We start from the raw sequence: 25,489 nt of genomic DNA, 5'->3' as shown, positions 1-25,489 counted from the left end.
TAAAAGAGATGGACATTATTGTTCATCTCTTTTGTACTTAAAAATAAAAAAGTGGGAAAAAATTCTTTCCCACTTTTTTATGCTTTATTTAATAAAGGGCGCTCTTGTAAATAGAGAGCTAAATCTGAACAGTTCCCTGTAACAATCTCCTTTACAATAATCCTTGCTAGCATTTGGCTATAAACGGTTCCATTATCACCAAAGGCCAATAGAAAATAGCTATTAGGATATTCTTCGTACTGACCGATAATCGGAATCCCATCCAATGTTCCACCATAAAATGCAGTTAAGTAATATTCTGGCTGCACTTTAATGGTAGGGAACATGTTATTAAATTCTTCGATTAGTTTATTTTTTTTGTAAATCAGTTTACTATCACGATCTTCAGGGGATGTCGTATTATCATCAAGTCCGCCGATGATGATTCGATTATCTTTTGTCGTACGCATATATAAATAAGGACGAGCGGTTTCCCAAATAAGGGTTCGATTATACCAATCCGAAAAATCCTCGACAGGATTGGTTGTTACCGTATATGTACTAACAAAGGAAGCCTTCTTCTCTTTTTTGATATCCATTCCTTCATAACCTGCTGCAAAAATAACATAGCGTGCTTGTATAGAATGTTTGCCCTTTGTAGAGATAATCATCTTTCCTTGTTCTTCATCGTAATGATGACCGTTCATTTCTGTATTCTCAAATACACGGATTCCTTTCTTTGCTGCATAATCTAATAGTGCATGAGTGAATTTGAAAGGATTGACTTCTGCATCATCATACGAATAAATGGCAGCTTCTCTGCTGAAAGGATATTTTGCTTCAATCTCTTCCTTTGTTAGAAAAGCAAGTTCAAAGTTATATTTCTTTAAAAATTCATATTCCTTTCTCAGCTTTTCAACGTCTTCTGTACTGCTAGCGGAATACAGAGTATCCCTTCTCTCGAATTCACAATCAATGGTCACGTTCTTTGAGGCTGCCTCTATTTCATTAATTGCTTCTTTTAGTAATTGTAAATGCCTTTCAATGTAATCCCCTCCAAAGGTGTTAATCAGATCTGTAAACATTTTTTCACCGGAGTATTGAATGATGGCTGTATTTGTACTCGTGCTCCCACTGCCGATTTTTCCTTTTTCAATGACAACTACATCTAAATTAGTATCAGCAAGATAATAGGCACACTGTGCACCAGAGCTACCACCCCCAATGATTAATACATCACAAGATAAATCTTCTTCTAATGCTGGGTATGTTGGGGCATCAGGAAAGGTCATGGGCCAATAATAGGTTCCAGAGTGTAAATTCATTTATATCCTCCCAGTTTCATAAAAGTATAATGTTAATATAACCAGACAGATTTTATACATGCATAAATGGCCACTGGAGTGTGCTTTGAAAGTGATACATATAAGGAGCAATAAAGCGAAGTTTGTATGAGTGTTTTTTAAAAAAAAAACGTCCCCCTAATTTTTCTGTTTTGCTAAACGAGGGGATGGGAGAGCATAAAGTTAACAATAAAAGGTAGCTTACCTATAATGGGTCAGAGCTACCTTTTCGTTTCTAATTAAATCCATTCTATGTTCAATTTTTCTCTTAAAATGAGGTTTGTGGATTTTTAAGATGTTCCTCCATTGTCTCCGAAAGAACGCCATCTGTCATTTTATAAACCTTATCACAATAACCAACAAGCCGAATATCATGGGTGACTACAATCGTCGTTGTTTTTTTCTGCTTTGTTACCTTTTTTAATAGCTCCATCACTTCAAAAGCACGATCTGAGTCAAGGGAAGCAGTAGGTTCATCAGCTAAAATAATCGAAGGGTTGCTATAAAGCGCCTTTGCTATCGCTACACGCTGGCGTTGACCTCCGGATAGATCGGAAGGGTATTTCATGAGTAAGTCAGCAATCTCTAATTCCTCATAAAGTTCGTCCCGTTCCTTTTTTGTCATATTCCCTTTTTTAACTTTATCTAATAGTTTCAATTGATTAGCAACAGTGAGAAAGGGAACTAAGTTGGATGCTTGTAACACAAATCCAATTTCCTTAAGTCGAATTTGTGAACGTTTCTTTTCATTTAAAGCTGTAATTACTTGCCCATTGATGATTACATCCCCTGATGAGGGGGATAATAATCCCCCAACAATCGTGAGGAAGGTACTTTTTCCCGATCCTGACGGGCCAATAATGGCAATTAATTCCCCTCGTTCAGCAAGAAAGCTTGTTTCCTTCAAGGCATCAACTTTTTTATGTCCATCCCCATAACTTTTCTTTACCCCATGTAACTCTAATACTGCCATCGTTTATCCTCCAATCGCTTTCAGTGGGTCTATTCGAACAATCGTTAATACTGAAAATACAGCACCAAGAGTGGCAACAACCATTAGGATGAACCCGTAGAATCCCATCAAGGCCAGGTCAAACGAAACAGGAACAGCTGCTGGCAGGAAAGCTCCTGAAATGAGTGTTAAAACAAATCCTAGCCCTGTCCCGATCAATGCTAAAATAAAGGTTTGTGCGACAACAGACCAGGATAAATAAGAGCTGGAAATTCCTTGTGCCTTCATGACTCCAAACATACTGATCTTCTGTACGGTCAACACATATAAGAAAATGGCTACGATGATCGATGATATAGCAAATAGAAAGTAAATCATAAAATTTAAGGTTAGTTTTTGTTCTGTATAGCCAGGTAAACTTTCAATAAATGTTTCAATTTCAATGGAATCCAACTCAGTGTTTTCGGTAAGATTTGAAATGGACTTATCTCCAATAACGATGGCGTTTATTTGATCTTTATTCTGTTCAGCAGTCTCACCAAATTTAACTTGATGGAAAGTTGAAAGGTCTGTATAGAGAACAGGTGCAGCATTAAAACGTGCTTGATCTGTAAAGCCAACAATCGTTAATTGTTGGTCACTAGAGGATAAGGTTAATGTATCTCCTAGATTGAATCCATTGTCTTTAAGCGAATCATCAGCAATCACTTCATTCGCTTGTTCAAATGTCCTCCCCTCAATGACATTTGGCATTAGGAATTCCTCTTTGTTAATTCCAAATAGAGAGATATTTTTTTTATTCGTACCGTTGCTTATAATGGCATTAAGCTGACCAAGTACAGCTGCTTTTTCAGCATGAATATCTTTTAGCTGATCGATCGACATAAATGATTGATACAGGCTTTTATCAGATTCCTCGGTAAGGATAATCGCCGATGCCTCCCATTTATCAACAGCCTCCCTATTTAAGCTAGCAAGTCCAGTCGCAAGCCCAGAGAGAAAAAATACTAGATAGGAAACAAGCATCAAAATACCTGTAATTAAGGTAAAGCGCAATTTATTCTTTTTAATTTCCTGCCATGCTAAAAACACCATTTCACTTCCTTTTTCATTCAAATGATTAATTGTTATTTTCATTTAATTATTAACGAAGACAATTATAATTGTCAATTGTTTGTATAACTATTTTTATGAAAACATTATACATAAAATAGGGTGTTTTTTATTAAATTCATATCATATATATTGAATGTTGTATAATCTTATTACAGAAACATTGTACAAGGTTTAAGTTTTCGTTATACTAACTTTATCTACAGGACTCCGATAAGGTATTAAGGAGATGGAAGAGAAATGTTTGAAGTAACTGGAAAGGGAAAAGCAGTATTCACCATTCAACAAGTTGCAGATATGACCGGATTATCAAAACAAGTGATTAGAAAGTGGGAAGAGCGGTATGGAATTATTCAACCAGAACGTTTAGGGAATGGTTATAGAGTATATAGTCAACAGGATGTCAAAATTCTTTTAAACGTCAAATCGCTTTCAGAACAAGGTCACTCACTTAAACAAGCCGCCCTTCTTGTAAAAGAGAGTGTTGAAGACCGCGAAGCAGCCGAACCACTCTTTGAAAAAGGGAATTTGCTTGATTACGGGCAGTGGAATGAGTATGTCCTTCAGCTTCTCGAAAAAGGGAGTCATTGTAATGAAATTGAATTAAGTTTAATTTTACAACAAGCGTATCATCATGTCGGGCTAGAGTGTTTTTTAACTGATATCGTTATTCCTTTCTTAAAAGAGGTCGGTAAGAAGTGGGAAAGTCGCGAGTGGGATGAATATCAGGAATCCGTATCCAGTTTAGTTGTAAGGGATTTTTTAATTCAAATTCGGAGAAATTATCACTATCGGGAAAATGCCCCCTTTGTACTCGGAGCATGTTTGCCCCATGAACAACATGAAGTCCCATTACATCTAGTCCTATTACAGTTCATGATGAAAGGGTGGAGAACTCAGTTAATTGGAGCATCCCCTGCTCCTGGGGCAATTGAGTCACTCATATCCAAATTAAAACCGGATGTGGTTTTATTGTCTGCTACAACGACGATCCCATTTGAAACAGACTCCCAACTGCTGCAAAGATTGGATCAATTTGCCGCACAGCAAAAAAATATCGCTTTCTATCTTGGTGGGCTAGGAGCAGTTACCTATCACCTTCACGATAAATTACAGGCTATACATGTAACCAATTCAATCGAAGATATTTTATAATAGTAAATCTCGCCCACCTATATTTAGAATAGGTGGTTATTTTTTGTAAAAAGAGATAAAGAAATAACATTATTTCTCTAAAAATTTAGTGCGCTTCTTTGGGAACAAAAGGAAAATGGTGATTATCAATTAATAAATGTTATGATAGAAACATTATGCTTTAAGGAGACACTAATCTATGAAAATACCAATATTATACGAGGATAATCATCTACTTTTGGTGGAAAAACCGATTAATATACCTGTACAAGCAGATCGTAGTGGGGACAATGATTTGTTAACCATGCTAAAAAAAGATTTGAAACTACGTTACCAAAAGCCTGGGAATGTTTATTTAGGACTTGTACACCGTCTGGACCGCCCCGTTGGTGGTGCCATGGTGTTTGCAAAAACTTCAAAGGCTGCATCTAGATTGTCAGATATGATACGTAGACATGTGATCGAACGGAATTATTTGGCGGTTGTTCATGGAACCCCGAATAAGAAAAGGGGGCAGCTTGTGCATTATCTCCATAAAGATAATCAAAAAAATAAGGTGTCCGTTGTTTCATCTAATCACCCAAAGGCAAAAAAGGCCGTACTAGATTACGAGATTATTGAATCGAAAAAAGGGTTAAGTTTACTCTCTGTGAACCTCCATACGGGGAGGCCCCATCAAATCCGTGTTCAGCTTTCAACCATGGGAAATCCGATATACGGGGACCAAAAATATGGTGAAAGTCGTAATAAACCTGGACAACAACTTGCCCTATGGGCTCATTCGCTCTATTTCGACCATCCTGTTAAGAAGGAACCAATAGGAGCTTATTCCCTCCCATCTAGTATTTACCCATGGAATTTATGGGAGACTTGTAAGGATAGAGAAGGCAAGCAAACTGGTGAAGACTTTGCAATTGAGGGACTGCTTAGTTATATAGATTAAGAGACAACAAGGCGTGGGTATGGAAATAAAAACTAATTAACGAAAAATTACAAAAGTTATTTTGATATATCTAATTTACATTATTAAAGCGGGTTTATCTGACATCCCACTCCTGCTTAAAATAAAAATACCTGTTTCCAAAAGGAGACAGGTATTTTTTGTTTTAAAGGCGATACCCCCTTCTAGTGCATATATTAGGGTTTATAACCAACTAGCAAAATGAATGAGGAATTAACAACATATAATCTATTAAAATGGGGATTTTAGAAATAAATTATATTGACAAAGTATTTAGTAGCAATTAGAATCAAATCGTAAACAAAACAAAAATGCGAACGACATTCGACAATGTCGAATGATAGGGGGATGCCAATGGCTGAGCGTTTGATTCAATCAGTTGCAAGGGCAGCAGATATTCTTGAATTATTTGTGGGTACTTACCCGGAATTAAGCATTAAAGAAATTAGTGATTACCTTGGGCTTTCGAAAAGTACCGTTCACGGACTTATTAAGACTCTCGAGCACAGGGGCTACTTGCAGCAAAATCCAGAAAATCAAAAATATCAGTTAGGAATTAAGCTTTTACAACTAGGCAATTTCGTGAGCAAGCAGCTAGATGTTGGAAATATTGCCAAGCCGATTATCCGTAAGCTTGTTGAAGAGCTACATGAAACGGTTCACCTTACTATTTTTGAGGGTGATGAGATCATTTATATTGAAAAATTGGAAGGTCCTAGGGCACTTACAATTTACTCCCAAATTGGGAAACGAGCACCGGTCTATTGTACAGGAGTAGGGAAATCGATCCTTGCACATCTGAGTGAGGATGAGGTCGATCGTCTTTTATTAAAAGCTGATTTGAAACCGTTTACGGAATTTACATTAACCGATATAGAGCAAATCAAAAATCACTTGGCTAGTGTCCGGGAACAGGGCTATGCCATTGATGATGAGGAAATTGAAGTAGGGCTTAAGTGTATTGCAGCACCTATTTTTAACCATGAAGGCAAGGTTGTTTCCTCCATCAGTTGTGCCGCTCCAAAGACAAGGCTCGATGAAGAAAAGCTCCCAAAAGTGATTGCTGGTATTAAAGAGGCTGCCGCCGAAATTTCAAGGCGATTGGGTTATAAGGAAAACAATTAAATCAGAGAAACATAGAGCATGGAGAGGAGAATATTTATGTCATCAAAAGTTAAAGTTGCTGTTCTCGGTTCAGGGAACATTGGTACAGATTTAATGATTAAACTTGGACGGTCTGAGTTGTTAGAGTTAACAGCTGTAATTGGAATTGATCCACAATCAGACGGATTAGCACGTGCGAGGGAAATGGGTTATGCCGCTGTTGACACAGGAATCGATGGATTCTTGGCTGAACCTAATCTTAAAGCAGATATTGTATTTGATGCCACATCTGCTAAAGCTCATCTTTACAATGCAAAGGTGTTAAAAGAAGCGGGAATCAAGGTTATTGATATGACACCTGCGGCAGTTGGTCCCTATGTATGTGCTGCAGTAAATATTGAAGAACATATTGAAAAAGACAATATTAATTTAATTACATGTGGCGGTCAGGCTACGATTCCTATGGTTCACGCTGTTAACCGAGTAAGTCCAGTTGAATACGCAGAAATTGTTGCCACCATTTCAAGCCGAAGTGCAGGTCCGGGAACGCGTGCAAACATTGATGAATTCACGGAAACGACATCTCGTGCGATTGAAGTTGTTGGGGGTGCGGACAAAGGAAAAGCGATTATGATCTTGAATCCAGCTGAGCCGCCAATCATGATGCGCGATACCGTCTACACACTTGTTAAAGAAGGCACGATGAATGGGCAAGCTATTCGGAAATCAATTGATGAAATGATTCAAGTCGTCCAATCGTATGTTCCAGGCTATAAACTTAGAACAGAGCCAATTTTCGAAGGCAATAAAGTCACAATCTTCCTTCAAGTTGAAGGTGCAGGGGATTACCTGCCTAAATATTCCGGCAACCTTGATATCATGACAGCTGCCGGCGTCAGAATTGCTGAAGAGTTTGCAAAAAATCTATTAGCGAAAAAATAAAAGTAAGCAAAGGAAGGGGTTCATAAATCATGACACAAGATATTTTAATTACCGAAGTGGCATTACGTGACGGTAGCCATGCGGTTGCCCATCAATATACTGTTGATCAAGTACTGAAAATTGCTAAGGCATTAAATGATGCGAACGTGCCTTATATTGAAGTTTCACATGGGGATGGACTAGCTGGTTCTTCCCTGCAATATGGACTTTCTCGCACAAATGAAATGGAATTAATTGAAGCAGCTGTTTCAGTAGCAGATAAATCAAAGATTGCAGTCCTGCTTTTACCTGGAATTGGAACCCTTCATGAACTAAAGGAAGCGGCAAATCTAGGAGCAAAAATGGCACGTATTGCAACACATGTAACAGAAGCAGATGTCGCACCACAACATATTGCATATGCGAAGGAACTAGGAATGGAAACAGTTGGCTTTCTAATGATGAGCCATATGGCTCCTGTTGAGAAGCTGGTTGAGCAGGCAAAACTAATGGAAAGCTATGGGGCTGATTCGGTTTACATGGTTGATTCAGCTGGTTATTTGCTACCTAATCAAGTTCGTGAACGAATTCGCGCTTTGAAACAATCAGTTGGTATTGAAGTTGGCTTCCATGGTCATAACAACCTGTCCTTGGCAATGGCTAACACACTTGCAGCGATTGAAGAAGGCGCTACAAGAATTGACGGCAGTGTCCGTTGCTTAGGTGCCGGTGCTGGTAATACACAAACAGAAGTGCTTATTGCAGTCCTAGAGCGTATGGGAATTAAAACAGGCATTGACTTATATAAAATGATGGATTTGGCTGAAGACATTGTGGCACCGATCCTCCAGGTTCCTCAAGAAATTACGAGAGACAGTCTGACACTTGGCTATGCTGGAGTATATTCAAGCTTTGCCCTTCACGCTAAACGTGCTGCCGAGAAATTTGGTGTCGATTCTCGTGATATTTTAATAGAGTTAGGTAAACGTAAGGTTGTTGGCGGACAAGAAGATATGATTGTTGATGTCGCAGCTGAGATTGCCAAGAAATAAAAATATTATTTTAGGATTAACCTATCGATATGTCTATGGAGGGAAAGCTAGAGTCTTTTTTCTTCATAGACTATGAAATAAAACGAATATAGACGCTATTATTTTCTTTATTACTAAAAAATAAGTCATACATTGAGGAGAAATGAAATGGAACTAATTATAATTCTATTGGCACTCGGTATGCTGATGTTCATTGCCTACCGCGGCTTTACAGTAATCATTTTTGCACCACTGTGCGCCTTGTTTGCTGTATTACTAACTGAACCAGCATGGATACTGCCTTGGTACTCCAATGTATTTATGGGCAAAATGGTAGAATACATTCAATTGTATTTTCCAATTTTCCTACTGGGAGCATTATTTGGTAAAGTAGTTGAAATGTCAGGACTTGCAAGGAGTATTGCTACAACTTTAATTAAAATCGTTGGTCAAAAACGAGCGATGCTTGTCATCGTATTGCTTGCATCCATTCTAACATACAGTGGTGTTAGCTTAGTCGTAGTTGCATTTGCTGTGTATCCATTTGCAAGACATTTGTTCAGAGATTCAAATATTCCTAAGCGCTTAATTCCCGGTACAATTGCACTTGGCTCATTCACCTTTACAATGGATGCGCTTCCAGGCTCTCCCCAAGTGCAAAACGTTATTCCGACTACGTTTTTTAAAACAGATCTTTACTCAGCACCAACTCTTGGGATTATCGGTGCGATCTTTATCTTTGCTTTAGGTATGTGGTATTTAGAATCACAACGAAAGAAAGCTCAAAAAGCTGGTGAAGGCTATGATTCATTTGGAACCATTAAAGAAGAAAATGTCACAGAGATTGATTTAAATGCACACGAGAGTGTCGGACGCAGAATCTTTGCATTCGTCCCAGTGATCCTTGTTGCAGTATTGAATAAAACCTTTACAACCATTATCCCTAAGTGGTATCCAAACGGATTTGACTTTGAGGCGATCGGTCTAGCTTTTCCAAGCATTGAAACCTCGAAAGTCGTAGGGATTTGGTCAGTTGAAATTGCTTTAATTGTAGGTATTCTTGCGACCATCCTTTATAACCACAAACCAGTGGTTATGGACTTTAAGGAAGGTACAAAAATTGGTGTGGCCGGTGCCCTTCTTGCCATTATGAACTCGGCAACAGAATATGGGTTTGGTGCAGTCATTTCAAACTTGCCTGGCTTTAAAATAGCAAGAGATGGCATCGCATCTGTGTTCGGTCATCCGTTAGTTAATGGAGCGGTAACAACGAATGTCTTATCCGCTATTTCTGGGTCAGCTTCTGCGGGTATTGCCATTACATTAGGCATGATGAGTGAAACGTATATTAAACTAGCAAATCAATTTGATATCCCGCTTGAGGTTATGCACCGAGTTATTTCAATGGCCTCTGGTGGTATGGATACACTTCCACATAACGGAGCTGTTATCACTTTGCTAGCTATTACAGGTTTAACTCATAAGCAGTCCTATAAAGATATCTTTGCGATTACGATTATTAAAACAATTGCGGCTTTCTTCATTATTGCCGTATACTTGCTGACAGGTATTATTTAAATATTTCATTTGGCATTCCAGATTAGATCAGGAATGCCTATTTTTTATAAATACAGTCATAAAAAAGGTTGATCTAACTACTAATAGATTTATAGTCACAATCTTGTTAGAATAGTCAAACTAAACGTGTAAAAAGGAGGACCCCCATGAAAATTAGAGTCTCAGCTACTAGAATATTTCCAATAAGCCCCAACCATATTGCCCCTACATATCCAATCGTAAAGTTATTAAATGAATAGCCAATCACTGCTGACAGGAGATGAATTTATGACTCAAAACAGGACATTACACCTATTAAATGGCCAATCCATGTATGATTATTTTAAAAGGACCCATTTTCTTGATGGAGAATTATTGATTCCTTTTAATGAAGCCATGTGTTATGGAGACACGAATGACGATATTTTTTCACCTCAATTCAGCCAAGTACGTGCTAAGGTTCATCATGTTACACTTGAACAATATACAGAAATTACTTTAAAGCCACTCAAGCTCTTCTTAGATAAAAACTTCACCCATCTCTCATTATGGTTTGATGTAGATATGTTTTGCCAAATCAATGTTCTTACTATTCTTGGCTGGTTAGATCAGACAGACTATAAGGGGGAAATTGAATTACATATAGTCGGAGATAAATATGAACTTATGGATCATTTATCATTGAAAGCTGAAGGATATTATTCTATTTACAAAAAAGTGTTGATTCGAAAGGAAATGCCCAAACATATCCTTCCAGCTTTTTTAAAAAGTGGAATTGAATTATACTTAAATTATCTTAGTCAAAACAGTGAACTTATTCGTTATATTAACAAGTTCAAAAACTTATCCGAAGAAATGCTTGTATCTAAATTAATTGTGGAATTTACCCATTATGGACTTGGTGATAGACAATATCTTGAGATGTTAAATCGTGTAGGAAGAAGTAAAATCTAAAAAAAAGGAGGTGGGAAATTTCCACCTCCAGTCAGTCACCTATATCATTTCGTGTCCTTTATTTTCACTTAAATTATAAAGTTTATTATTCATCCGGTTTTTTGTCAGCATCTTCTTCCAAGAATGCTCTAAAATGATCTCCCCAAGTACAAATGGAAGTGACAACTGGCTCAAGGCGTAAACCAATTTCACTTAGTTGATATTCCACTTTAGGAGGGACAACCGGATATACAACTCTAGTAATGATATGATCTTCTTCTAATTCCCTTAATTGTCTAATTAACATACGCTGATTGACATCGGGAAGGTATTTTTGTATTTCGCTTAACCTTAATGGAGATTGTTGGAGTAAACACCAAATAATGGCTATTTTCCAACGTCCCCCAATGACTGATAAAGCTAAATCTTTGCTAGTAAAAAAAGTTTTGTCTTTATAATCAATAACCATCTAGTTTTATCCCCTTTACTGTCGTTATTATTTCTTTACTGACAAAAATGTCAGTATTGTTTGATGAATTATATTATGCAATTATGGAAAAGTAAATTAAGGCAAAAGAAAAAGGGTATACATGAATAGTAAACTTCTATTTGAATTAAATTAGGAGAATCACCTTATTCATACCATTATATTGTTATTTTGACTATAGTGACAATATTGTCAGTATTGAATTGTGAATAACAATGTGGAAAAATATAACTATAGATCTTAGATAAAGGGAAGGAAGGGATTCATTTGAAAAGTAGAGCTGCTGTTGCGTTTGGACCAGGAGAACCACTTAAAATTGTAGAAATCGATGTAGAGGAACCAAAGGCAAAAGAGGTATTAGTAAAAATGTTACATACTTCTGTGTGCCACACAGACGCATTTACACTATCAGGTGATGATCCAGAAGGCGTATTCCCTGCTGTACTCGGCCACGAAGGTGCGGGTGTTGTCGTTGCTGTAGGAGATGAAGTGACTTCAGTAAAACCTGGAGACCATGTCATTCCACTATATACGGCTGAATGTGGAGAATGTAAATTCTGTCGTTCCGGTAAAACAAACTTATGTAGTGCTGTTCGAGAAACTCAAGGGAAAGGTTTAATGCCTGACGGAACCACTCGTTTCTCTTACAATGGAGAACCGATTTATCATTACATGGGAACAAGTACATTTAGTGAATATACGGTTGTTTCGGAAGTCTCTTTAGCAAAAATTGACCCTGAGGCTCCACTTGATAAAGTTTATCTTTTTGGATGCGGGGTTACTACAGGGATTGGGGCTGTACACAAGACAGCTAAAGTGGAAGAAGGAGCTGTAACAGCTGTATTTGGCCTTGGAGCAATTGGATTAGCTGTTATTCAAGGTTTGGTTCAAGCAAAAGCAAGTCGAATTATTGCGATTGACTTAAATGAGGATAAGTTCGAGTTAGCTAAGAAAATGGGAGCGACTGATTTTATCAATCCTTCTAAATTTGATAAGCCAATTCAAGAAGTTATCGTCGAAATGACGGATGGAGGAGTCGATTATAGCTTCGAGTGTATTGGAAATGTTGAAGTAATGAGATCTGCTCTTGAATGTTGTCATAAAGGCTGGGGCGAAAGTGTAATTATCGGTGTAGCAGGCGCAGGTAAAGAGATTAGTACTCGCCCATTCCAATTAGTAACAGGTCGCGTATGGCGCGGATCAGCCTTTGGTGGTGTGAAAGGAAGAACCGAACTACCAGGAATGGTTGAAGATTATATGAACGGTAAAATTGATTTAGAGTCATTTATCACACACAACTTAGACTTTAATGACATCAATAAGGCGTTCGATTTGCTTCATAAAGGGGAGTCCATCCGTACAACTTTAACATATGGAGAGTGAGAAAGTGAGTCTTGAGCTTATTGAAAAACGCCTCTCTTTTGGCGGGGAACAATGTAAATACAGACATTATTCAGAAGTATTACAATGTGATATGACATTTAGTATCTACTTGCCATCAAATAAAGACGAGAAAAAAATTCCCCTTATTTGGTGGTTATCTGGTTTAACTTGTACAGATGATAATTTTAGTCAAAAAAGCGGATTTCAACGATTGGCTGAAAAATATCAAGTAGCAGTCATGATTCCTGATACTTCACCACGTGGAGAACATGTGGCTGACGATGAAGCATGGGATCTTGGACAAGGCGCGGGTTTTTATTTAAATGCGACACAGGACCCATGGGCAAAGCATTATCACATGTACACATATATTGTAAATGAGTTAACAGCTATTGCATCAACATTAGTACCAAACTTTTCAGGACAAGAAAGCATTATGGGCCACTCAATGGGAGGTCATGGCGCTTTAGTAATTGGCATGAAAAATAAAGAGAGATTCAAAGCGATTTCTGCTTTTTCTCCTATTTTAAGCCCAAGCAGAGTGCCATGGGGTAAGAAAGCTTTCTCCACTTATTTAGGTGAAGATCAAGCTTCTTGGAAAGAATGGGATTCTTCCGAATTGATTAAGGAAGTAGGCATGCCCCCAATTCATATTACCCAAGGTACTGAAGATAATTTTTATCCAGAACAATTGGATGAAACTTATTTTTTACAGAATGCTAAGGAAAATAACGAAGTAAATTACGAGAAAGTGGAAGGCTATGATCACAGCTATTTCTTTATAGCTTCTTTCTTAGAAGACCATTTCGCTTTCCATGTGAAGTACTTAAGATAATTCAAAAATATCCACATTGCTTGTAAATGTGGATATTTTTCTGACTCATTTATTTGACAAAGAAATTTGTTTGGTAGATGGTTAGTTGGGAGGGATAGCAACGATGGATTTTAAAGAAATGTTAGCCAATGACCGGGTAAAACCATACTTATTAAAAGCCCGCTATGGGATAGAAAAAGAAAGTCATCGAGTGGACTTATCAGGAAATTTAGCTAAAACTGATCATCCAAAAAGTCTTGGCATAAGAGATGATCACCCATATATTCAGCGGGACTTTGCGGAAACACAGCTGGAATTAATCACACCTGTTACTGAGACAATAAAGGATCTATTTGATTACTTAGCGGCAATCCATGATGTTGCTTATCGTTCTTTGGATGAGAATGAAATGCTATGGCCATTAAGCATCCCGCCACAGTTACCAGAAAAAGAAGAAGACATTGTGATTGCGAAATTGAAAAATGTTGAGAATGTCAAATACCGCCAAACTTTATCAGACTCATATGGCCGTCGTAAACAAATGATAAGCGGAATCCATTTCAACTTTGAATTTAGTGAAGAGTTAATTAGAGCATTATTCAGCTTACAATCGGAGATAGAAGATTACCAAAAATTTAAAGCAGAGGTTTATCTAAAAGTCACAAGAAATTATCTCCACTATCGGTGGTTAGTGATTTACCTTTTTGGAGCTTCTCCTCTTAGTGAAAAGAATTTCTTTGAAGATAATTCCTTGAATGTGGCCGTAAGAAGCATTAGAAACAGTAAATATGGGTATACCAATTCTGATGATGTTCAAGTCTCCTATAGCAGTATACAAAAGTATCTATCAGATCTATCCATGATGGTTAAAAAAGGGCTTCTATCAGAAGAGAAAGAATTTTATTCACCGGTTCGTTTAAGAGGCGGCAATCATGTTTCAGATTTGGAAAACGGTGTTAACTATATTGAATTGCGCAATATAGATTTAAACCCCTTTGAAACTTATGGAATTAGTTCTGAACAAGTAGAATTTCTCCATCTTTTCTTACTTTATTTACTATGGAAAGATGAAGGGGATCATTGTGATGATTGGGTAAAACAAGGTGATACTTACAATGATATCGTGGCTCTTGAGCATCCATTAGCGCACACACAATTTAAACGAGATGCTCAAAATTTGATTGATGAGATGGAACATTTAGTAGAAACCTTAGACTTGACGATTTCAGGAAAGTTATTTACTCATCTGAGAGAAATGTTAATGGACCCAAGTCAAACTTTAGCTGGAAGACTTTATACAGAAAGTGAAAAAAGCCGGCAAAGTCAATTGGCTACGTCAATAGCGAAAGAAAATTATAAAAAATCATGGGAAAAACCTTATGAATTGGCAGGATATACTGATATGGAGTTGTCCACTCAAATTTTAATGTTTGATGCCATACAGCAAGGAATTAAGGTAGAAATTTTGGATCGACAAGATCAATTTTTAAGGCTTCAATTAAAAGATCATGTTGAATATGTAAAAAGTGGGAATATGACAAGTAAAGATACTTATGTGGCTACTAAAATTATGGAAAATAAAACCGTAACAAAGAAAATTCTCCACCAACATGGATTTCGTGTGCCGAAAGGTGAGGAATTTCAGACAATAGAACAGGCTTTGCGTTCCTATGATCTCTTTTCCAGTAAATCCTTTGTTGTGAAACCAAAAACGACTAACTATGGATTAGGAATATCGATCTTCAAAGAAGGCGCAAATTATGAAGATTATCAAAAGGCACTCACTCTGGCATTTAAAGAAGATTCATCTGTGTTAATAGAAGAGTTTATTAAAGGAACAGAATATCGCTTTTTCGTGTTGCATGATAAAGTTTTGGCTGTTTTATTAAGAGTACCTGCGAATGTTGTAGGAGATGGTAAACACACAATTGAAGAGTTAGTCATGGAAAAGAATCAGGACCCGTTAAGAGGAAGAGATCATCGAACACCTTTGGAAACTATACAATTAGGTGAATTGGAAAATCTTATGCTTAAATCTCAAGGATATCGAATGGATTCGATTCCACCAAAAGATAAAATTGTCTATTTGCGCGAGAATTCCAATGTTAGTACAGGCGGAGATTCAATTGATGTGACCGATCAAATTCCAGATGATTATAAGAAAATAGCCGTAGATGCAGTCGCTGCACTCGGGGTGAAAATTTGTGGGATTGATTTAATTATTGAAAATACAGAAGTTCCTGCTGCTGATAAAAATGCTTATGGAATCATTGAGGCAAACTTTAATCCATCCATGTATATGCATATTTATCCATATAAGGGAGAGTCACGCCGTTTAACGATGGATATTCTATATTATTTATTCCCTGAACTAGAACAAAATCAGGACTTAAATTCAGCCAAAAGGATGCGACTAACAAGACGTGGATTTACTACGGTAGCTGTTGATTGATAATAAAACGATGTAAGGTTCAAACTCAATTATAAATAACCTCGTCCTAAGCACGGTGAGGTAAAAGTAATATTGAAAGGAGATTGAGCAATGATTTCTACTTATGAAGAAACTGTAACTAGTTTTGATAAAATTGATTCTGCAAAAGCCCAGGAATTAGTAAAAGGGGAAGGCGAAGCTGTAATCTATATTGGCAAAGCAGTATGTCCTTTTTGTCAAATATTCGTTGAAAAATTAAAAAAAGTCGCTGAAGAAACGAATACACACATCTATTACGTGAATAGTGTGGAAGAGTCAGATATGGAAGGAATTACAGCCTTCCGTAATGAATACGACATTCCAACGGTTCCTGGTTTCATCTATACGAATGGTGACACAGTAAACGTGAAATGTGATTCATCTATGCCAGAAGAGGAAATTAAAGCTTTTATGAATAAATAAATCAATTTGAAGCGACAGGAGCGTACTTGTCGCTTATTTATCATTTTAAAAAGGAGTGAATCGTATTTTTGGTCATTCGCTCCTCTTTTTACAAATTAATGCTATAATAAAATTGAATGCTCATATATTCACAAGGTGTTAATGGGTATATTACTACTTGAATAAATAATTTGTCGTTAATGAAATGTTGAAAACTGGCGGAGGAGTGATCGTGAATCCAGCTTCACTTGGCGGTATGGTCGGTATGCCTACATTGGGCGCTTATTCAGCAACAAAACATGCTGTTATCGGTCTAACTAAAACCATTGCTGGTGAATATGGGAGAGAAAATATCCGAATTAATGTGATCGCTCCTGGTACGAATGAGACACCAATGGTAAAGGCATTTCCTCCAGAAGCAATCAAAGAAATGGCTGAGTCAGTCCCAATGGGCAGGTTAGGCCAACCCCATGAAGTTGCGGATGTTGTCGACTTTCTACTTAGTGATGAGTCCTCGTATATTCATGGTGCCATTATTTCAATTGATGGTGGCGCTGCTGCTCTTTAATCGATTCAAGGAAAGTTGCCCAAACCGTAAAATGGCGACTTTCCTTTTTTTATTAAGGAGAAATTCAATGAAGCAGCTCTATGTTAAGCAGAAGTATTTAGTCTAAGTAGTACATCGGTAACATAGAATGGTCATCCACTAATAATAAGGAATTTGCGTAGGCTATTTGCCTGTCCTAAGTTAACTTATGTGGTGTTTTCCATTGTCTATTTTTAATTAAGGCCCTCTTGTCTATTATGGCAAGAAGCCTTTTTAAATTCTTTAATAGCATAAAATTATTGCAGTTTTTCTTGTTCTCATAAGTAGAGTTGAAAGAGTAGATTAACGACTGTGATAATAGGGCAACATAAATTTAATAAGACCGATCAAAACCAATTCTCAACGCCATTCTCTTTAGAATGCCTTATGGGCCCCCACTCAGATGAGTTCTTAAATACCTCCTTTATCCAAAGGCTGCCAGAGACGAATTTAAACGAATAATCATGATCCTTTCTACTAAAAAAGCCTTGTATTTTTAATGAATGATGATTATAGTAATTTAGTAATGACAACTGTCAAGACACAGGAGGTAGACAACGTGGCAGAAAAATCAATTTCACAGAGAAGGCTTCTCGGCATTGCAGGGCTTGGTTGGATGTTTGATGCAATGGATGTTGGGATGCTTTCGTTTATTATTGCTGCACTAAAAGTAGATTGGGACTTGACACCAGAACAAATGGGGTGGATAGGTAGTGTGAACTCAATCGGAATGGCTGTTGGTGCATTTCTGTTCGGACTATGGGCAGATCGAATGGGTAGAAAGAATATTTTTATTATTACCTTATTATTATTTTCAATTGCCAGTGGTATTTCCGCATTTACGACTACTCTATTTGCCTTTTTAGTTCTACGCTTTTTTATTGGTATGGGGCTTGGCGGCGAATTACCAGTCGCTTCGACGCTCGTTTCAGAAAGTGTCTCAGCGAAGGAACGTGGACGAGTGGTTGTATTACTTGAAAGCTTTTGGGCATTTGGCTGGTTATTGGCAGCACTAATTTCCTATTTTATTATCCCGTCATTTGGCTGGCGGCTTGCATTAATCCTTAGTGCGCTACCCGCCTTTTATGCTATTTATCTACGACTAAACCTTCCTGATTCTCCAGCATTTTCTCCAAAGAAGGCGGAGAAACGGTCAGTAGGTCAAAATATCCGAGATGTTTGGTCAAAGGAATATTCACGATCTACTTTTGTCCTTTGGGTAGTTTGGTTTACCGTTGTTTTTTCATACTATGGAATGTTCCTCTGGTTGCCAAGTGTTATGGTAATGAAAGGTTTCAGTATGATTCAAAGTTTCGAATATGTACTAATCATGACACTAGCTCAGTTACCAGGATATTTTACGGCAGCATGGCTTATTGAACGAATGGGGAGAAAGTTTGTACTTGTTACCTATTTGTTAGGGACAGCAGGATCAGCATTTATTTTTGGTAATGCAGAAACAACGGCAATTTTAATCGCTTCAGGGATCTTTTTATCATTCTTTAATCTTGGCGCATGGGGTGCACTGTATGCTTATACTCCTGAACAATATCCGGCTGTCATCCGTGGGACAGGGGCTGGGATGGCTGCATCCATTGGACGTGTCGGGGGAATTCTTGGACCGCTCCTTGTCGGTTCCCTTGTTGCCGCAGGGTATACGATTGGCTTCATTTTTGCGATCTTTTGCGTAAGTATTGTCATCGGTGTTATTGTCCTAGCATTTTTTGGAAAAGAAACAAGGCAGGTTGAATTAACCTAAACGAAACAGTAATAAGTTTAAGCAGTTTTAGTACCTCACTTTAACGTGTAAAAATACTGTTGACAACCTATCATTTTCTTGCAATAATGTGTTTAATCAAATACTGGTACCTTTAATTCAGTCCCGTGAGGCTGACAAGGACAGCGGAAATAATAATGCTTACTGGGCGACCCGTGTAAAAGGATCCCTGTATTTCATTATGAAAAAAAAGCTTCTTGTCAGAAATGGCAAGAAGCTTTTTTTATTCCTAATCTCCTAAAGTAATCGAAGTTTTACTTCGGTACCAGTTTCTTAAAAACTAACTTATTGGAGGAATTGGTATGTCAAAAGTGGATAAAGAATTTTCATTACAGGCGGTGCCTCAAGCAAATCGAAATGGATTTTGGAAAGTTCTCGCAGTAATGCTTTCATTAAGCTTTTTCTCAGCGAGCATGATGTCAGGGGGAACTTTAGGGATAGGCCTTACATTTGTTCAGTTTATCTGGATTGTATTGGCAGGTAATCTTATTCTTGGGCTTTATACTGGTGCATTAGCTCATATTGCAGCAAAAACGGGGCTATCCACTCATTTATTGACTCGATATTCATTTGGTGAAAAAGGTTCTTACATTACATCATTTTTACTAGCTTCTACTCAAGTCGGCTGGTTTGGCGTTGGGCTTGCGATGTTTGCTGTGCCTGTTGCGAAAGCGACTGGAGCGAATGTTTACCTATTAACAGCCGTTCTAGGATTGTTAATGACGATATCGGCAATTTTTGGGATGAAAACTTTAACGATTTTAGGATTTATTGCGGTTCCGGCCATTGCGATTTTCGGGAGCTATTCAATGGTTGACGCAGCGTATACAATTGGAGGATTTCAAGAGCTGTTCGCTTATGAGCCTCAACAAGCAATAAGTGTTGCCCTAGCATTAACCATCTGTATCGGATCATTTATTAGCGCTGGAACACTTACACCTGATTTTGCTCGCTTTGCAAAAACCTCACGTTCGGCAGTAAGTGCGAATATCATTGCTTTTTTCCTCGGAAATTCACTTATGTTTTTATTTGGCGCGGTTGGAGCAATGGTTTTTAATAAATCGGATATTTCGGATGTAATGTTTCTACAAGGATTAATGATTCCAGCGATCATTGTACTCGGTTTAAATATTTGGACAACAAATGATAGTGCGTTATATGCATCAGGACTTGGATTTTCAAATATTACAAAGCTGCCAAAACATAAAGTCGTTGTTTTCAATGGAATTTTGGGAACAATAGCAGCAATGTGGTTGTATAACAATTTTGTTGGATTCTTGACGATTCTAGGCTCTACTTTACCATCCATAGGAGCGATTATATTAGCAGACTATTACTTAGTAAAACGCGGAAAATATCAAGCCTTTGAAACAATGAAGTTTAAGGTTGTCAATTGGATTGCTATCGCAGCATGGATAGGTGGAGTTGTCATTGCAAATATTGCACCAGGAATTCCTCCGATTAACGCTCTATTAGGGACATCTATTATTTATGTGGTTGCCATGAAGTGCATGCCTCAACAGGTCGTATCATTAAGTAAACTAAACGGTAAGGGTGAAATAATTAGTGATCATTAAAAACGCAAAGCTTAGAGATAAAGATGGTCTTTGGCACTTACGAATCCAAGACGGTAAAATTGAAAAGATTACACAAACAGTAGAAAATACAGACGGAAAAGAAATCATCGATGTTAATGGGTCTCTTGTTCTTCCACCATTCATTGAACCGCATATCCATTTAGATACAACGTTAACTGCTGGGGAACCGGAGTGGAATAAGAGCGGTACTTTGTTCGAAGGGATTCAAAGATGGGCGCAAAGAAAAGAAACATTAACAATAGAAGATGTTAAAACAAGATCAAAAACTACTTTAAAGTGGCAAATAGCGCAAGGGATCCAACATGTTCGTACGCATGTGGACGTAACGGATCCTGAGTTAACAGCATTAAAGGCTATGCTTGAGGTAAAAGAGGAAATGGCTCCTTATGTGGACCTTCAACTTGTTGCCTTTCCTCAGGAAGGAATTCTCTCCTACCCGAATGGGATCGAATTGTTAGAGGAATCATTGAAAATGGGTGCGGATGTTGTTGGTGGCATTCCTCACTTTGAATTTACAAGAGAATATGGAGTCGATTCATTAAAACTGGCATTTGATCTGGCTGAAAAATATGACCGGTTAGTTGACATTCATTGTGATGAAATTGATGATGAACAGTCCCGTTTTGTAGAGGTTGTTGCTGCAGAGGCTTATAAACGGGGACTAGGAACTCGAACAACAGCGAGTCATACAACGGCAATGGGCTCCTATAATGATGCCTATACGTATAAACTATTTCGTTTACTTAAGCTCTCTTCCATTAATTTTGTATCGAATCCACTTGTGAATATTCATCTGCAAGGGAGATTTGATACGTATCCAAAGCGAAGAGGACTAACAAGGGTAAAAGAGCTTCAAGAAGCGGGACTTAACGTTTGTTTTGGCCATGATGATATTTTTGATCCATGGTACCCGCTAGGCACAGGGAATATGCTTCAAGTCTTGCATATGGGAATCCATGCTTCACAATTAATGGGCTATGAACAAATTATCAATTCCATTGATTTAATTACAAAAAATAGTGCAAAAACATTACAAATTGAAGAGGTTTACGGAATTGAGGAAGGAAAACCGGCAAACTTTATCGTTTTGTCAGCAGAAAATGAATATGAGGCGATTCGCAAGCAAGCAATTGTAAGGTATTCTTTTAGAAATGGTGAGCTGATTGCTGAAACAAAGCCAAGTGAAGCAACGATCACTTTAGAGAAGGTAAAAGAAAAAATTAATTTTAATAAATAGAAGATATTCGGACACAACCTTCTAAAGGTTGTGTCCTCTCTATAGCACCATTGCATTGGAGTCTTTTTATTCCTTTAGGTAATACACAGAATTTAAAAACTAAAAAAAATAGAAAAATAATTTGGAAGCGTTTGCGAATTTTTTCTTGACATAAAAAGCCATAAGGTATATTCTAATTATGTAAGAAAAATATATCAATATATTTTATTAGTCTAATTTATGAGATTAATTGAATTGTGAAAGCGCTTTCGCTCATTTTTAGGCCTTAGAAATTATCTTACTATATTTAGCAATAACGTGGATGAAAGTTGCAGGAGAGTGCTTATCCTAGTATAAGCCGCCGAAGGAGCAAGTTCCTACAAATACCCGTGGAATGAATCTCTCAGGTAGATTAAAAACTGTAACTGGACACACCTCTGGAGAGAACGTATCAAAATAATACGTCACCGAAGGGGAAGCTCCATTTGAGCAAATCTCTCAGGTAGAAGGACAGAGTTGGGGTAGAAGAAGGTACATAGTGCTTTAGTCTACTCTTTTTGCTGTCCCTGTAACCCATCATCAGATCATCATCACTGGGGGAAATAGCTCGTTGAATGGATATTTAACCAATACACAGGAGGTTTACCATGGAAACAAGCTATAAGGGTAATAATAAGATGTTAACAGGGATTGTATTTGGAGTTTTAACGTATTGGCTGTTTTCACAGACTCTTTTAAATGTTATTCCAGCAGTTCAGGCAGATATGGGAATTTCATTAGGAGCTTTGAACACAGCTATTAGTTTAACTGGTTTATTTTCAGGAATGTTTATTGTAGCAGCAGGTGGAATTTCAGACCGAATTGGGCATAAAAAAGTGGCTATGGTTGGATTAGTATTAAACATCATTGGTTCACTATGCCTTATCTTAGCACAAGGGACCGTTCTTTTAATTATTGGACGTGTCATTCAAGGTTTTTCAGCAGCATGTATTATGCCAGCGACCATTGCTTTAGTAAAAGCTTACTATGATGGTCCTGATCGACAAAGAGCCTTAAGTTATTGGTCATTTGGATCTTGGGGCGGTGGAGGTATTACCTCATTTGCCGGAGGATTGATTGCTACTAGTTTAGGATGGCGTTATATCTTTGTCTTTTCTATTATAATTACTTTAGTATCGATGTTTTTGATCAAAGATGTACCAGATAGTAAAACGAAACAAAGCCAATCATCAAAATTTGATGTTTCTGGTTTTATCGTCTTTATCTTAGTCATGGTTGCTTTAAATGTAGTCATTACACGTGGTGCAGACTTTGGTTGGACTAGCCCTATTTCGTTAACATTAATGGCTGTAACCGTCATTGGTGGTTGGGTATTTCTAAAAATTGTAACAGGAAAGCCTAATGGATTTATTGATATTTCCGTATTTAAAAACAAATATTTTGCTGGTAGTACCATTTCAAACTTTTTACTAAATGGCGTTGCTGGAGCGCTTATTGTTGCAAATACGTATGTCCAAGTAGCTAGAGGATACAGTTCATTTCAATCTGGGTTATTATCTCTTGGTTATTTAATTTGTGTATTAGCAATGATTCGTGTTGGGGAGAAACTTTTACAAAAACACGGTCCGAGAAAGCCAATGATTTTAGCATGTATTCTAGTAATCACTGGAATTTCGCTAATGACTTTAACGTTCTTACCAAACTTAATGTATACGATTGTTGTTATTATTGGTTTCACCATTTACGGAATTGGTCTTGGTCTTTATGCAACACCATCTACAGATACTGCGATCGACAATGTACCGGCATCCAAGGCAGGAGAAGCTGCAGGTATTTATAAAATGTCTAGTACACTTGGTGGGTCATTCGGTTTAGCAATTTCTGTTGCTGTATACAGTGCAGTTGAAACAATGGGGAACTTACAAGTGGCTGCAAGTGCAGGGTTAATTGTAAATGCTGTCTTTGCTTTAATCGCCTTATGGTCTATTATGAGTACAATTCCAAAAGGAGCTGTTCTCAAATCAATGCAAAATGAACCTGTGACATTGAAGCAGAGAAAAGCACAATAATGAATTGACGTTTTTCTTCATATCTTATATGATTAATGAAGAAAAATTATTATACCCGAAGGAGTCGGGAGAGGTTCATAGCTGAAACCCTCTATAAAAAACTATGGATGCATGACAATAACGCCATGTCCATATTATGGATATGGCTTTTTTGTTTGATCCTACGTGTTTTATAGAATGCTAGAACCTTTCTTGAACATTTACCTTTCAAGGAGGTTTTTTTATGTCTGGCCGAAGCCATGAAGAAGGTTTAAAGGATTTAACCCTTTTAGGAAATCAACATACGAAATATTCAACTGAATATGCACCCGAAGTATTGGAGGCAGTCGATAATCTACATGTGAATCGAGACTATTTCATAAAATTTAATTGTCCGGAGTTCACAAGCTTGTGTCCTATGACAGGTCAACCGGATTTTGCAACGATGTATATTTCGTATATTCCCGATAAAAAGATCGTTGAAAGTAAATCACTAAAGCTATATTTATTTAGCTTTAGGAACCATGGGGATTTCCATGAGGATTGCATTAATATAATTATGAATGATTTAATTAAACTATTAGATCCAAGATACATTGAAGTATGGGGGAAATTTACTCCGCGTGGAGGAATTTCGATTGATCCATGGTGTAACTTTGGGAGACCGGGAACGAAGTACGAAGAAATCGCTAATTACCGTTTAATGAATCATGATTTAAACCCTGAAAAAATTGATAATCGTTAATCAAATCAATATAGAGGTTTTAGCTACCCTCTCTAAAAAACTAAGAAGAATTCAGCATCCTTTCTTAGATGCTGTTTTTTTTACTTCATTTAGTAAACGACTTTGTAACAAAGGCCTGTGACAGACGGGTACAAAGATCTTTTACTTCTGGTAGTGGAGGATTGAATTCAAGGGTCCCTGGGGTCAGTTTAGAATTCAACCTAAAAGTCCGACCGTAAATTCGACGAGCGAGTTTAATTAAAAGGAGTGTATTCTAATGGAGCATGAAAAGGCGATGGTTGTATTTAGTGGAGGGCAGGACAGTACCACTTGCTTATTTTGGGCGAAAGAACGTTTTAAAGAAGTTGAGGCTGTCACTTTTGATTATGGTCAAAGGCATCATCTTGAAATCCAATGTGCTAAGGAAATTGCCAAGGAATTAGAGGTGAAGCATCATATTCTGGATATGGGACTGTTACATCAGCTGGCTCCTAATGCTTTGACACGAGAGGATATTGACGTTGTTGAGGGGGAAAATGGAGAGCTGCCCTCGACTTTTGTGCCAGGTAGAAATCTTCTTTTTCTATCATTTGCCGGGATATTAGCGAGCCAAGTCGGTGCCAAGCATATTGTGACAGGAGTTTCTGAAATGGATTTTAGTGGTTATCCTGATTGCCGAGATATTTTTATAAAATCATTAAATGTCACATTGAATTTGGCGATGAATGACACCTTTGTACTTCACACGCCTTTAATGTGGCTGAATAAGGCCCAAACATGGGAGCTTGCTGATGAACTTGGAGCTTTTGAGTTCGTTCGTAATAAGACGTTAACTTGTTATAACGGCGTCATAGCAGATGGCTGTGGTGAGTGTCCTGCATGTCAATTACGGAAAAAGGGGCTTGATGAATATTTAAGTGTGAAGGGGAATTGTTCAATTTAAATTTAAATTTGAG

Annotated in this window: 22 protein-coding genes and 1 riboswitch; of the genes, 18 read left to right on the top strand and 4 right to left on the bottom strand. The window is 37.5% G+C overall.

What is annotated here, in order from left to right:
• Positions 1–77: 77 nt before the first annotated feature.
• From R4Z10_RS20910 to R4Z10_RS20900, 3 genes are all read right to left on the bottom strand, one after another.
• Positions 78–1,304 (bottom strand): FAD-dependent oxidoreductase, encoded by a 1,227-nt coding sequence (locus tag R4Z10_RS20910; RefSeq protein ID WP_338471198.1) that lies wholly within the window; start codon positions 1,302–1,304, stop codon positions 78–80.
• A gap of 286 nt (positions 1,305–1,590) precedes the next feature.
• Positions 1,591–2,295, bottom strand: coding sequence for an ABC transporter ATP-binding protein (locus R4Z10_RS20905; protein ID WP_338471197.1), 705 nt, complete (start codon positions 2,293–2,295; stop codon positions 1,591–1,593).
• Positions 2,296–2,298: 3 nt separating this feature from the next.
• The gene (locus R4Z10_RS20900) at positions 2,299–3,366 is read right to left on the bottom strand and encodes an ABC transporter permease (protein ID WP_338473297.1); all 1,068 of its coding nucleotides are present in this window, start codon (positions 3,364–3,366) and stop codon (positions 2,299–2,301) included.
• 261 nt (positions 3,367–3,627) lie between these two features.
• Between R4Z10_RS20900 and R4Z10_RS20895 the strand changes: the two genes are divergently transcribed.
• The 7 genes from R4Z10_RS20895 (at position 3,628) to R4Z10_RS20865 (ending at position 11,049) form a co-directional block, all read left to right on the top strand.
• Positions 3,628–4,542 carry a MerR family transcriptional regulator gene (locus tag R4Z10_RS20895; RefSeq protein ID WP_338471196.1) on the top strand — a complete coding sequence of 305 codons (915 nt, stop codon included), beginning with the start codon at positions 3,628–3,630 and terminating at the stop codon, positions 4,540–4,542.
• A gap of 178 nt (positions 4,543–4,720) precedes the next feature.
• Entirely contained in the window at positions 4,721–5,464 is a 744-nt protein-coding gene (locus R4Z10_RS20890) for an RNA pseudouridine synthase (RefSeq protein ID WP_338471195.1), read from the top strand.
• Positions 5,465–5,836: 372 nt separating this feature from the next.
• Complete coding sequence (locus tag R4Z10_RS20885) at positions 5,837–6,607, top strand: IclR family transcriptional regulator (RefSeq protein ID WP_338471194.1); 771 nt, start codon at positions 5,837–5,839, stop codon at positions 6,605–6,607.
• 36 nt (positions 6,608–6,643) lie between these two features.
• The gene (locus R4Z10_RS20880) at positions 6,644–7,528 is read left to right on the top strand and encodes an acetaldehyde dehydrogenase (acetylating) (RefSeq protein ID WP_338471193.1); all 885 of its coding nucleotides are present in this window, start codon (positions 6,644–6,646) and stop codon (positions 7,526–7,528) included.
• Positions 7,529–7,557: 29 nt separating this feature from the next.
• Positions 7,558–8,559 (top strand): 4-hydroxy-2-oxovalerate aldolase, encoded by a 1,002-nt coding sequence (gene dmpG / locus R4Z10_RS20875; RefSeq protein WP_338471192.1) that lies wholly within the window; start codon positions 7,558–7,560, stop codon positions 8,557–8,559.
• A 147-nt stretch (positions 8,560–8,706) separates the two neighbouring features.
• Positions 8,707–10,116: a GntP family permease gene (locus tag R4Z10_RS20870; protein ID WP_338471191.1), complete on the top strand. Its 1,410-nt coding sequence runs from the start codon at positions 8,707–8,709 to the stop codon at positions 10,114–10,116.
• A gap of 267 nt (positions 10,117–10,383) precedes the next feature.
• Positions 10,384–11,049, top strand: coding sequence for a hypothetical protein (locus R4Z10_RS20865; RefSeq protein WP_338471190.1), 666 nt, complete (start codon positions 10,384–10,386; stop codon positions 11,047–11,049).
• Between the two features lie 85 nt (positions 11,050–11,134).
• Here R4Z10_RS20865 and R4Z10_RS20860 read toward each other — a convergent pair whose 3' ends face one another.
• Positions 11,135–11,497: a helix-turn-helix domain-containing protein gene (locus R4Z10_RS20860; RefSeq protein WP_338471189.1), complete on the bottom strand. Its 363-nt coding sequence runs from the start codon at positions 11,495–11,497 to the stop codon at positions 11,135–11,137.
• Between the two features lie 285 nt (positions 11,498–11,782).
• Between R4Z10_RS20860 and R4Z10_RS20855 the strand changes: the two genes are divergently transcribed.
• The 11 genes from R4Z10_RS20855 (at position 11,783) to queC (ending at position 25,476) form a co-directional block, all read left to right on the top strand.
• Positions 11,783–12,898 carry an S-(hydroxymethyl)glutathione dehydrogenase/class III alcohol dehydrogenase gene (locus R4Z10_RS20855; RefSeq protein ID WP_338471188.1) on the top strand — a complete coding sequence of 372 codons (1,116 nt, stop codon included), beginning with the start codon at positions 11,783–11,785 and terminating at the stop codon, positions 12,896–12,898.
• Positions 12,899–12,902: 4 nt separating this feature from the next.
• The gene (gene fghA, locus R4Z10_RS20850) at positions 12,903–13,733 is read left to right on the top strand and encodes an S-formylglutathione hydrolase (protein WP_338471187.1); all 831 of its coding nucleotides are present in this window, start codon (positions 12,903–12,905) and stop codon (positions 13,731–13,733) included.
• Between the two features lie 103 nt (positions 13,734–13,836).
• Positions 13,837–16,164: a bifunctional glutamate--cysteine ligase GshA/glutathione synthetase GshB gene (gene gshAB, locus R4Z10_RS20845; protein WP_338471186.1), complete on the top strand. Its 2,328-nt coding sequence runs from the start codon at positions 13,837–13,839 to the stop codon at positions 16,162–16,164.
• A gap of 90 nt (positions 16,165–16,254) precedes the next feature.
• On the top strand, positions 16,255–16,605 hold the full coding sequence (locus tag R4Z10_RS20840; RefSeq protein ID WP_338471185.1) for a thiol reductase thioredoxin: 351 nt from the start codon (positions 16,255–16,257) through the stop codon (positions 16,603–16,605).
• Positions 16,606–16,789: 184 nt separating this feature from the next.
• Positions 16,790–17,152 carry an SDR family oxidoreductase gene (locus tag R4Z10_RS20835; RefSeq protein ID WP_338471184.1) on the top strand — a complete coding sequence of 121 codons (363 nt, stop codon included), beginning with the start codon at positions 16,790–16,792 and terminating at the stop codon, positions 17,150–17,152.
• A gap of 544 nt (positions 17,153–17,696) precedes the next feature.
• Complete coding sequence (locus tag R4Z10_RS20830) at positions 17,697–18,929, top strand: MFS transporter (RefSeq protein ID WP_338473296.1); 1,233 nt, start codon at positions 17,697–17,699, stop codon at positions 18,927–18,929.
• A gap of 320 nt (positions 18,930–19,249) precedes the next feature.
• Entirely contained in the window at positions 19,250–20,524 is a 1,275-nt protein-coding gene (codB, locus tag R4Z10_RS20825; protein WP_338471183.1) for a cytosine permease, read from the top strand.
• Entirely contained in the window at positions 20,514–21,782 is a 1,269-nt protein-coding gene (locus R4Z10_RS20820; protein ID WP_338471182.1) for a cytosine deaminase, read from the top strand. The genes codB and R4Z10_RS20820 overlap by 11 nt, the downstream gene beginning before the upstream one ends.
• A gap of 406 nt (positions 21,783–22,188) precedes the next feature.
• Positions 22,189–22,285, top strand: a riboswitch (glycine riboswitch).
• A 123-nt stretch (positions 22,286–22,408) separates the two neighbouring features.
• A complete protein-coding gene (locus R4Z10_RS20815) occupies positions 22,409–23,830 on the top strand; it encodes an MFS transporter (protein ID WP_338471181.1) in 1,422 nt (473 codons plus the stop codon).
• Between the two features lie 223 nt (positions 23,831–24,053).
• Entirely contained in the window at positions 24,054–24,554 is a 501-nt protein-coding gene (gene queF / locus R4Z10_RS20810) for a preQ(1) synthase (RefSeq protein ID WP_338471180.1), read from the top strand.
• 256 nt (positions 24,555–24,810) lie between these two features.
• Positions 24,811–25,476, top strand: coding sequence for a 7-cyano-7-deazaguanine synthase QueC (gene queC / locus R4Z10_RS20805; protein ID WP_338471179.1), 666 nt, complete (start codon positions 24,811–24,813; stop codon positions 25,474–25,476).
• Positions 25,477–25,489: the final 13 nt, after the last annotated feature.

The sequence above is a fragment of the Niallia sp. XMNu-256 genome (genome assembly GCF_036670015.1).
Taxonomy (GTDB): domain Bacteria; phylum Bacillota; class Bacilli; order Bacillales; family Cytobacillaceae; genus Bacillus_BD.
The sequence above is the reverse complement of the archived record's forward strand: the minus strand, read 5'-3'. Positions and strand labels throughout refer to the sequence as shown.

Coding starts and splice junctions, on each gene's coding strand:
- R4Z10_RS20910 (WP_338471198.1), bottom strand. CDS start 1,304: ATGAATTTACACTCTGGAACCTATTATTGGCCCATGACCTTTCCTGAT.
- R4Z10_RS20905 (WP_338471197.1), bottom strand. CDS start 2,295: ATGGCAGTATTAGAGTTACATGGGGTAAAGAAAAGTTATGGGGATGGA.
- R4Z10_RS20895 (WP_338471196.1), top strand. CDS start 3,628: ATGTTTGAAGTAACTGGAAAGGGAAAAGCAGTATTCACCATTCAACAA.
- R4Z10_RS20890 (WP_338471195.1), top strand. CDS start 4,721: ATGAAAATACCAATATTATACGAGGATAATCATCTACTTTTGGTGGAA.
- R4Z10_RS20885 (WP_338471194.1), top strand. CDS start 5,837: ATGGCTGAGCGTTTGATTCAATCAGTTGCAAGGGCAGCAGATATTCTT.
- R4Z10_RS20880 (WP_338471193.1), top strand. CDS start 6,644: ATGTCATCAAAAGTTAAAGTTGCTGTTCTCGGTTCAGGGAACATTGGT.
- dmpG (WP_338471192.1), top strand. CDS start 7,558: ATGACACAAGATATTTTAATTACCGAAGTGGCATTACGTGACGGTAGC.
- R4Z10_RS20870 (WP_338471191.1), top strand. CDS start 8,707: ATGGAACTAATTATAATTCTATTGGCACTCGGTATGCTGATGTTCATT.
- R4Z10_RS20865 (WP_338471190.1), top strand. CDS start 10,384: ATGACTCAAAACAGGACATTACACCTATTAAATGGCCAATCCATGTAT.
- R4Z10_RS20860 (WP_338471189.1), bottom strand. CDS start 11,497: ATGGTTATTGATTATAAAGACAAAACTTTTTTTACTAGCAAAGATTTA.
- gshAB (WP_338471186.1), top strand. CDS start 13,837: ATGGATTTTAAAGAAATGTTAGCCAATGACCGGGTAAAACCATACTTA.
- R4Z10_RS20840 (WP_338471185.1), top strand. CDS start 16,255: ATGATTTCTACTTATGAAGAAACTGTAACTAGTTTTGATAAAATTGAT.
- R4Z10_RS20835 (WP_338471184.1), top strand. CDS start 16,790: ATGTTGAAAACTGGCGGAGGAGTGATCGTGAATCCAGCTTCACTTGGC.
- R4Z10_RS20830 (WP_338473296.1), top strand. CDS start 17,697: ATGACAACTGTCAAGACACAGGAGGTAGACAACGTGGCAGAAAAATCA.
- codB (WP_338471183.1), top strand. CDS start 19,250: ATGTCAAAAGTGGATAAAGAATTTTCATTACAGGCGGTGCCTCAAGCA.
- R4Z10_RS20815 (WP_338471181.1), top strand. CDS start 22,409: ATGGAAACAAGCTATAAGGGTAATAATAAGATGTTAACAGGGATTGTA.
- queF (WP_338471180.1), top strand. CDS start 24,054: ATGTCTGGCCGAAGCCATGAAGAAGGTTTAAAGGATTTAACCCTTTTA.
- queC (WP_338471179.1), top strand. CDS start 24,811: ATGGAGCATGAAAAGGCGATGGTTGTATTTAGTGGAGGGCAGGACAGT.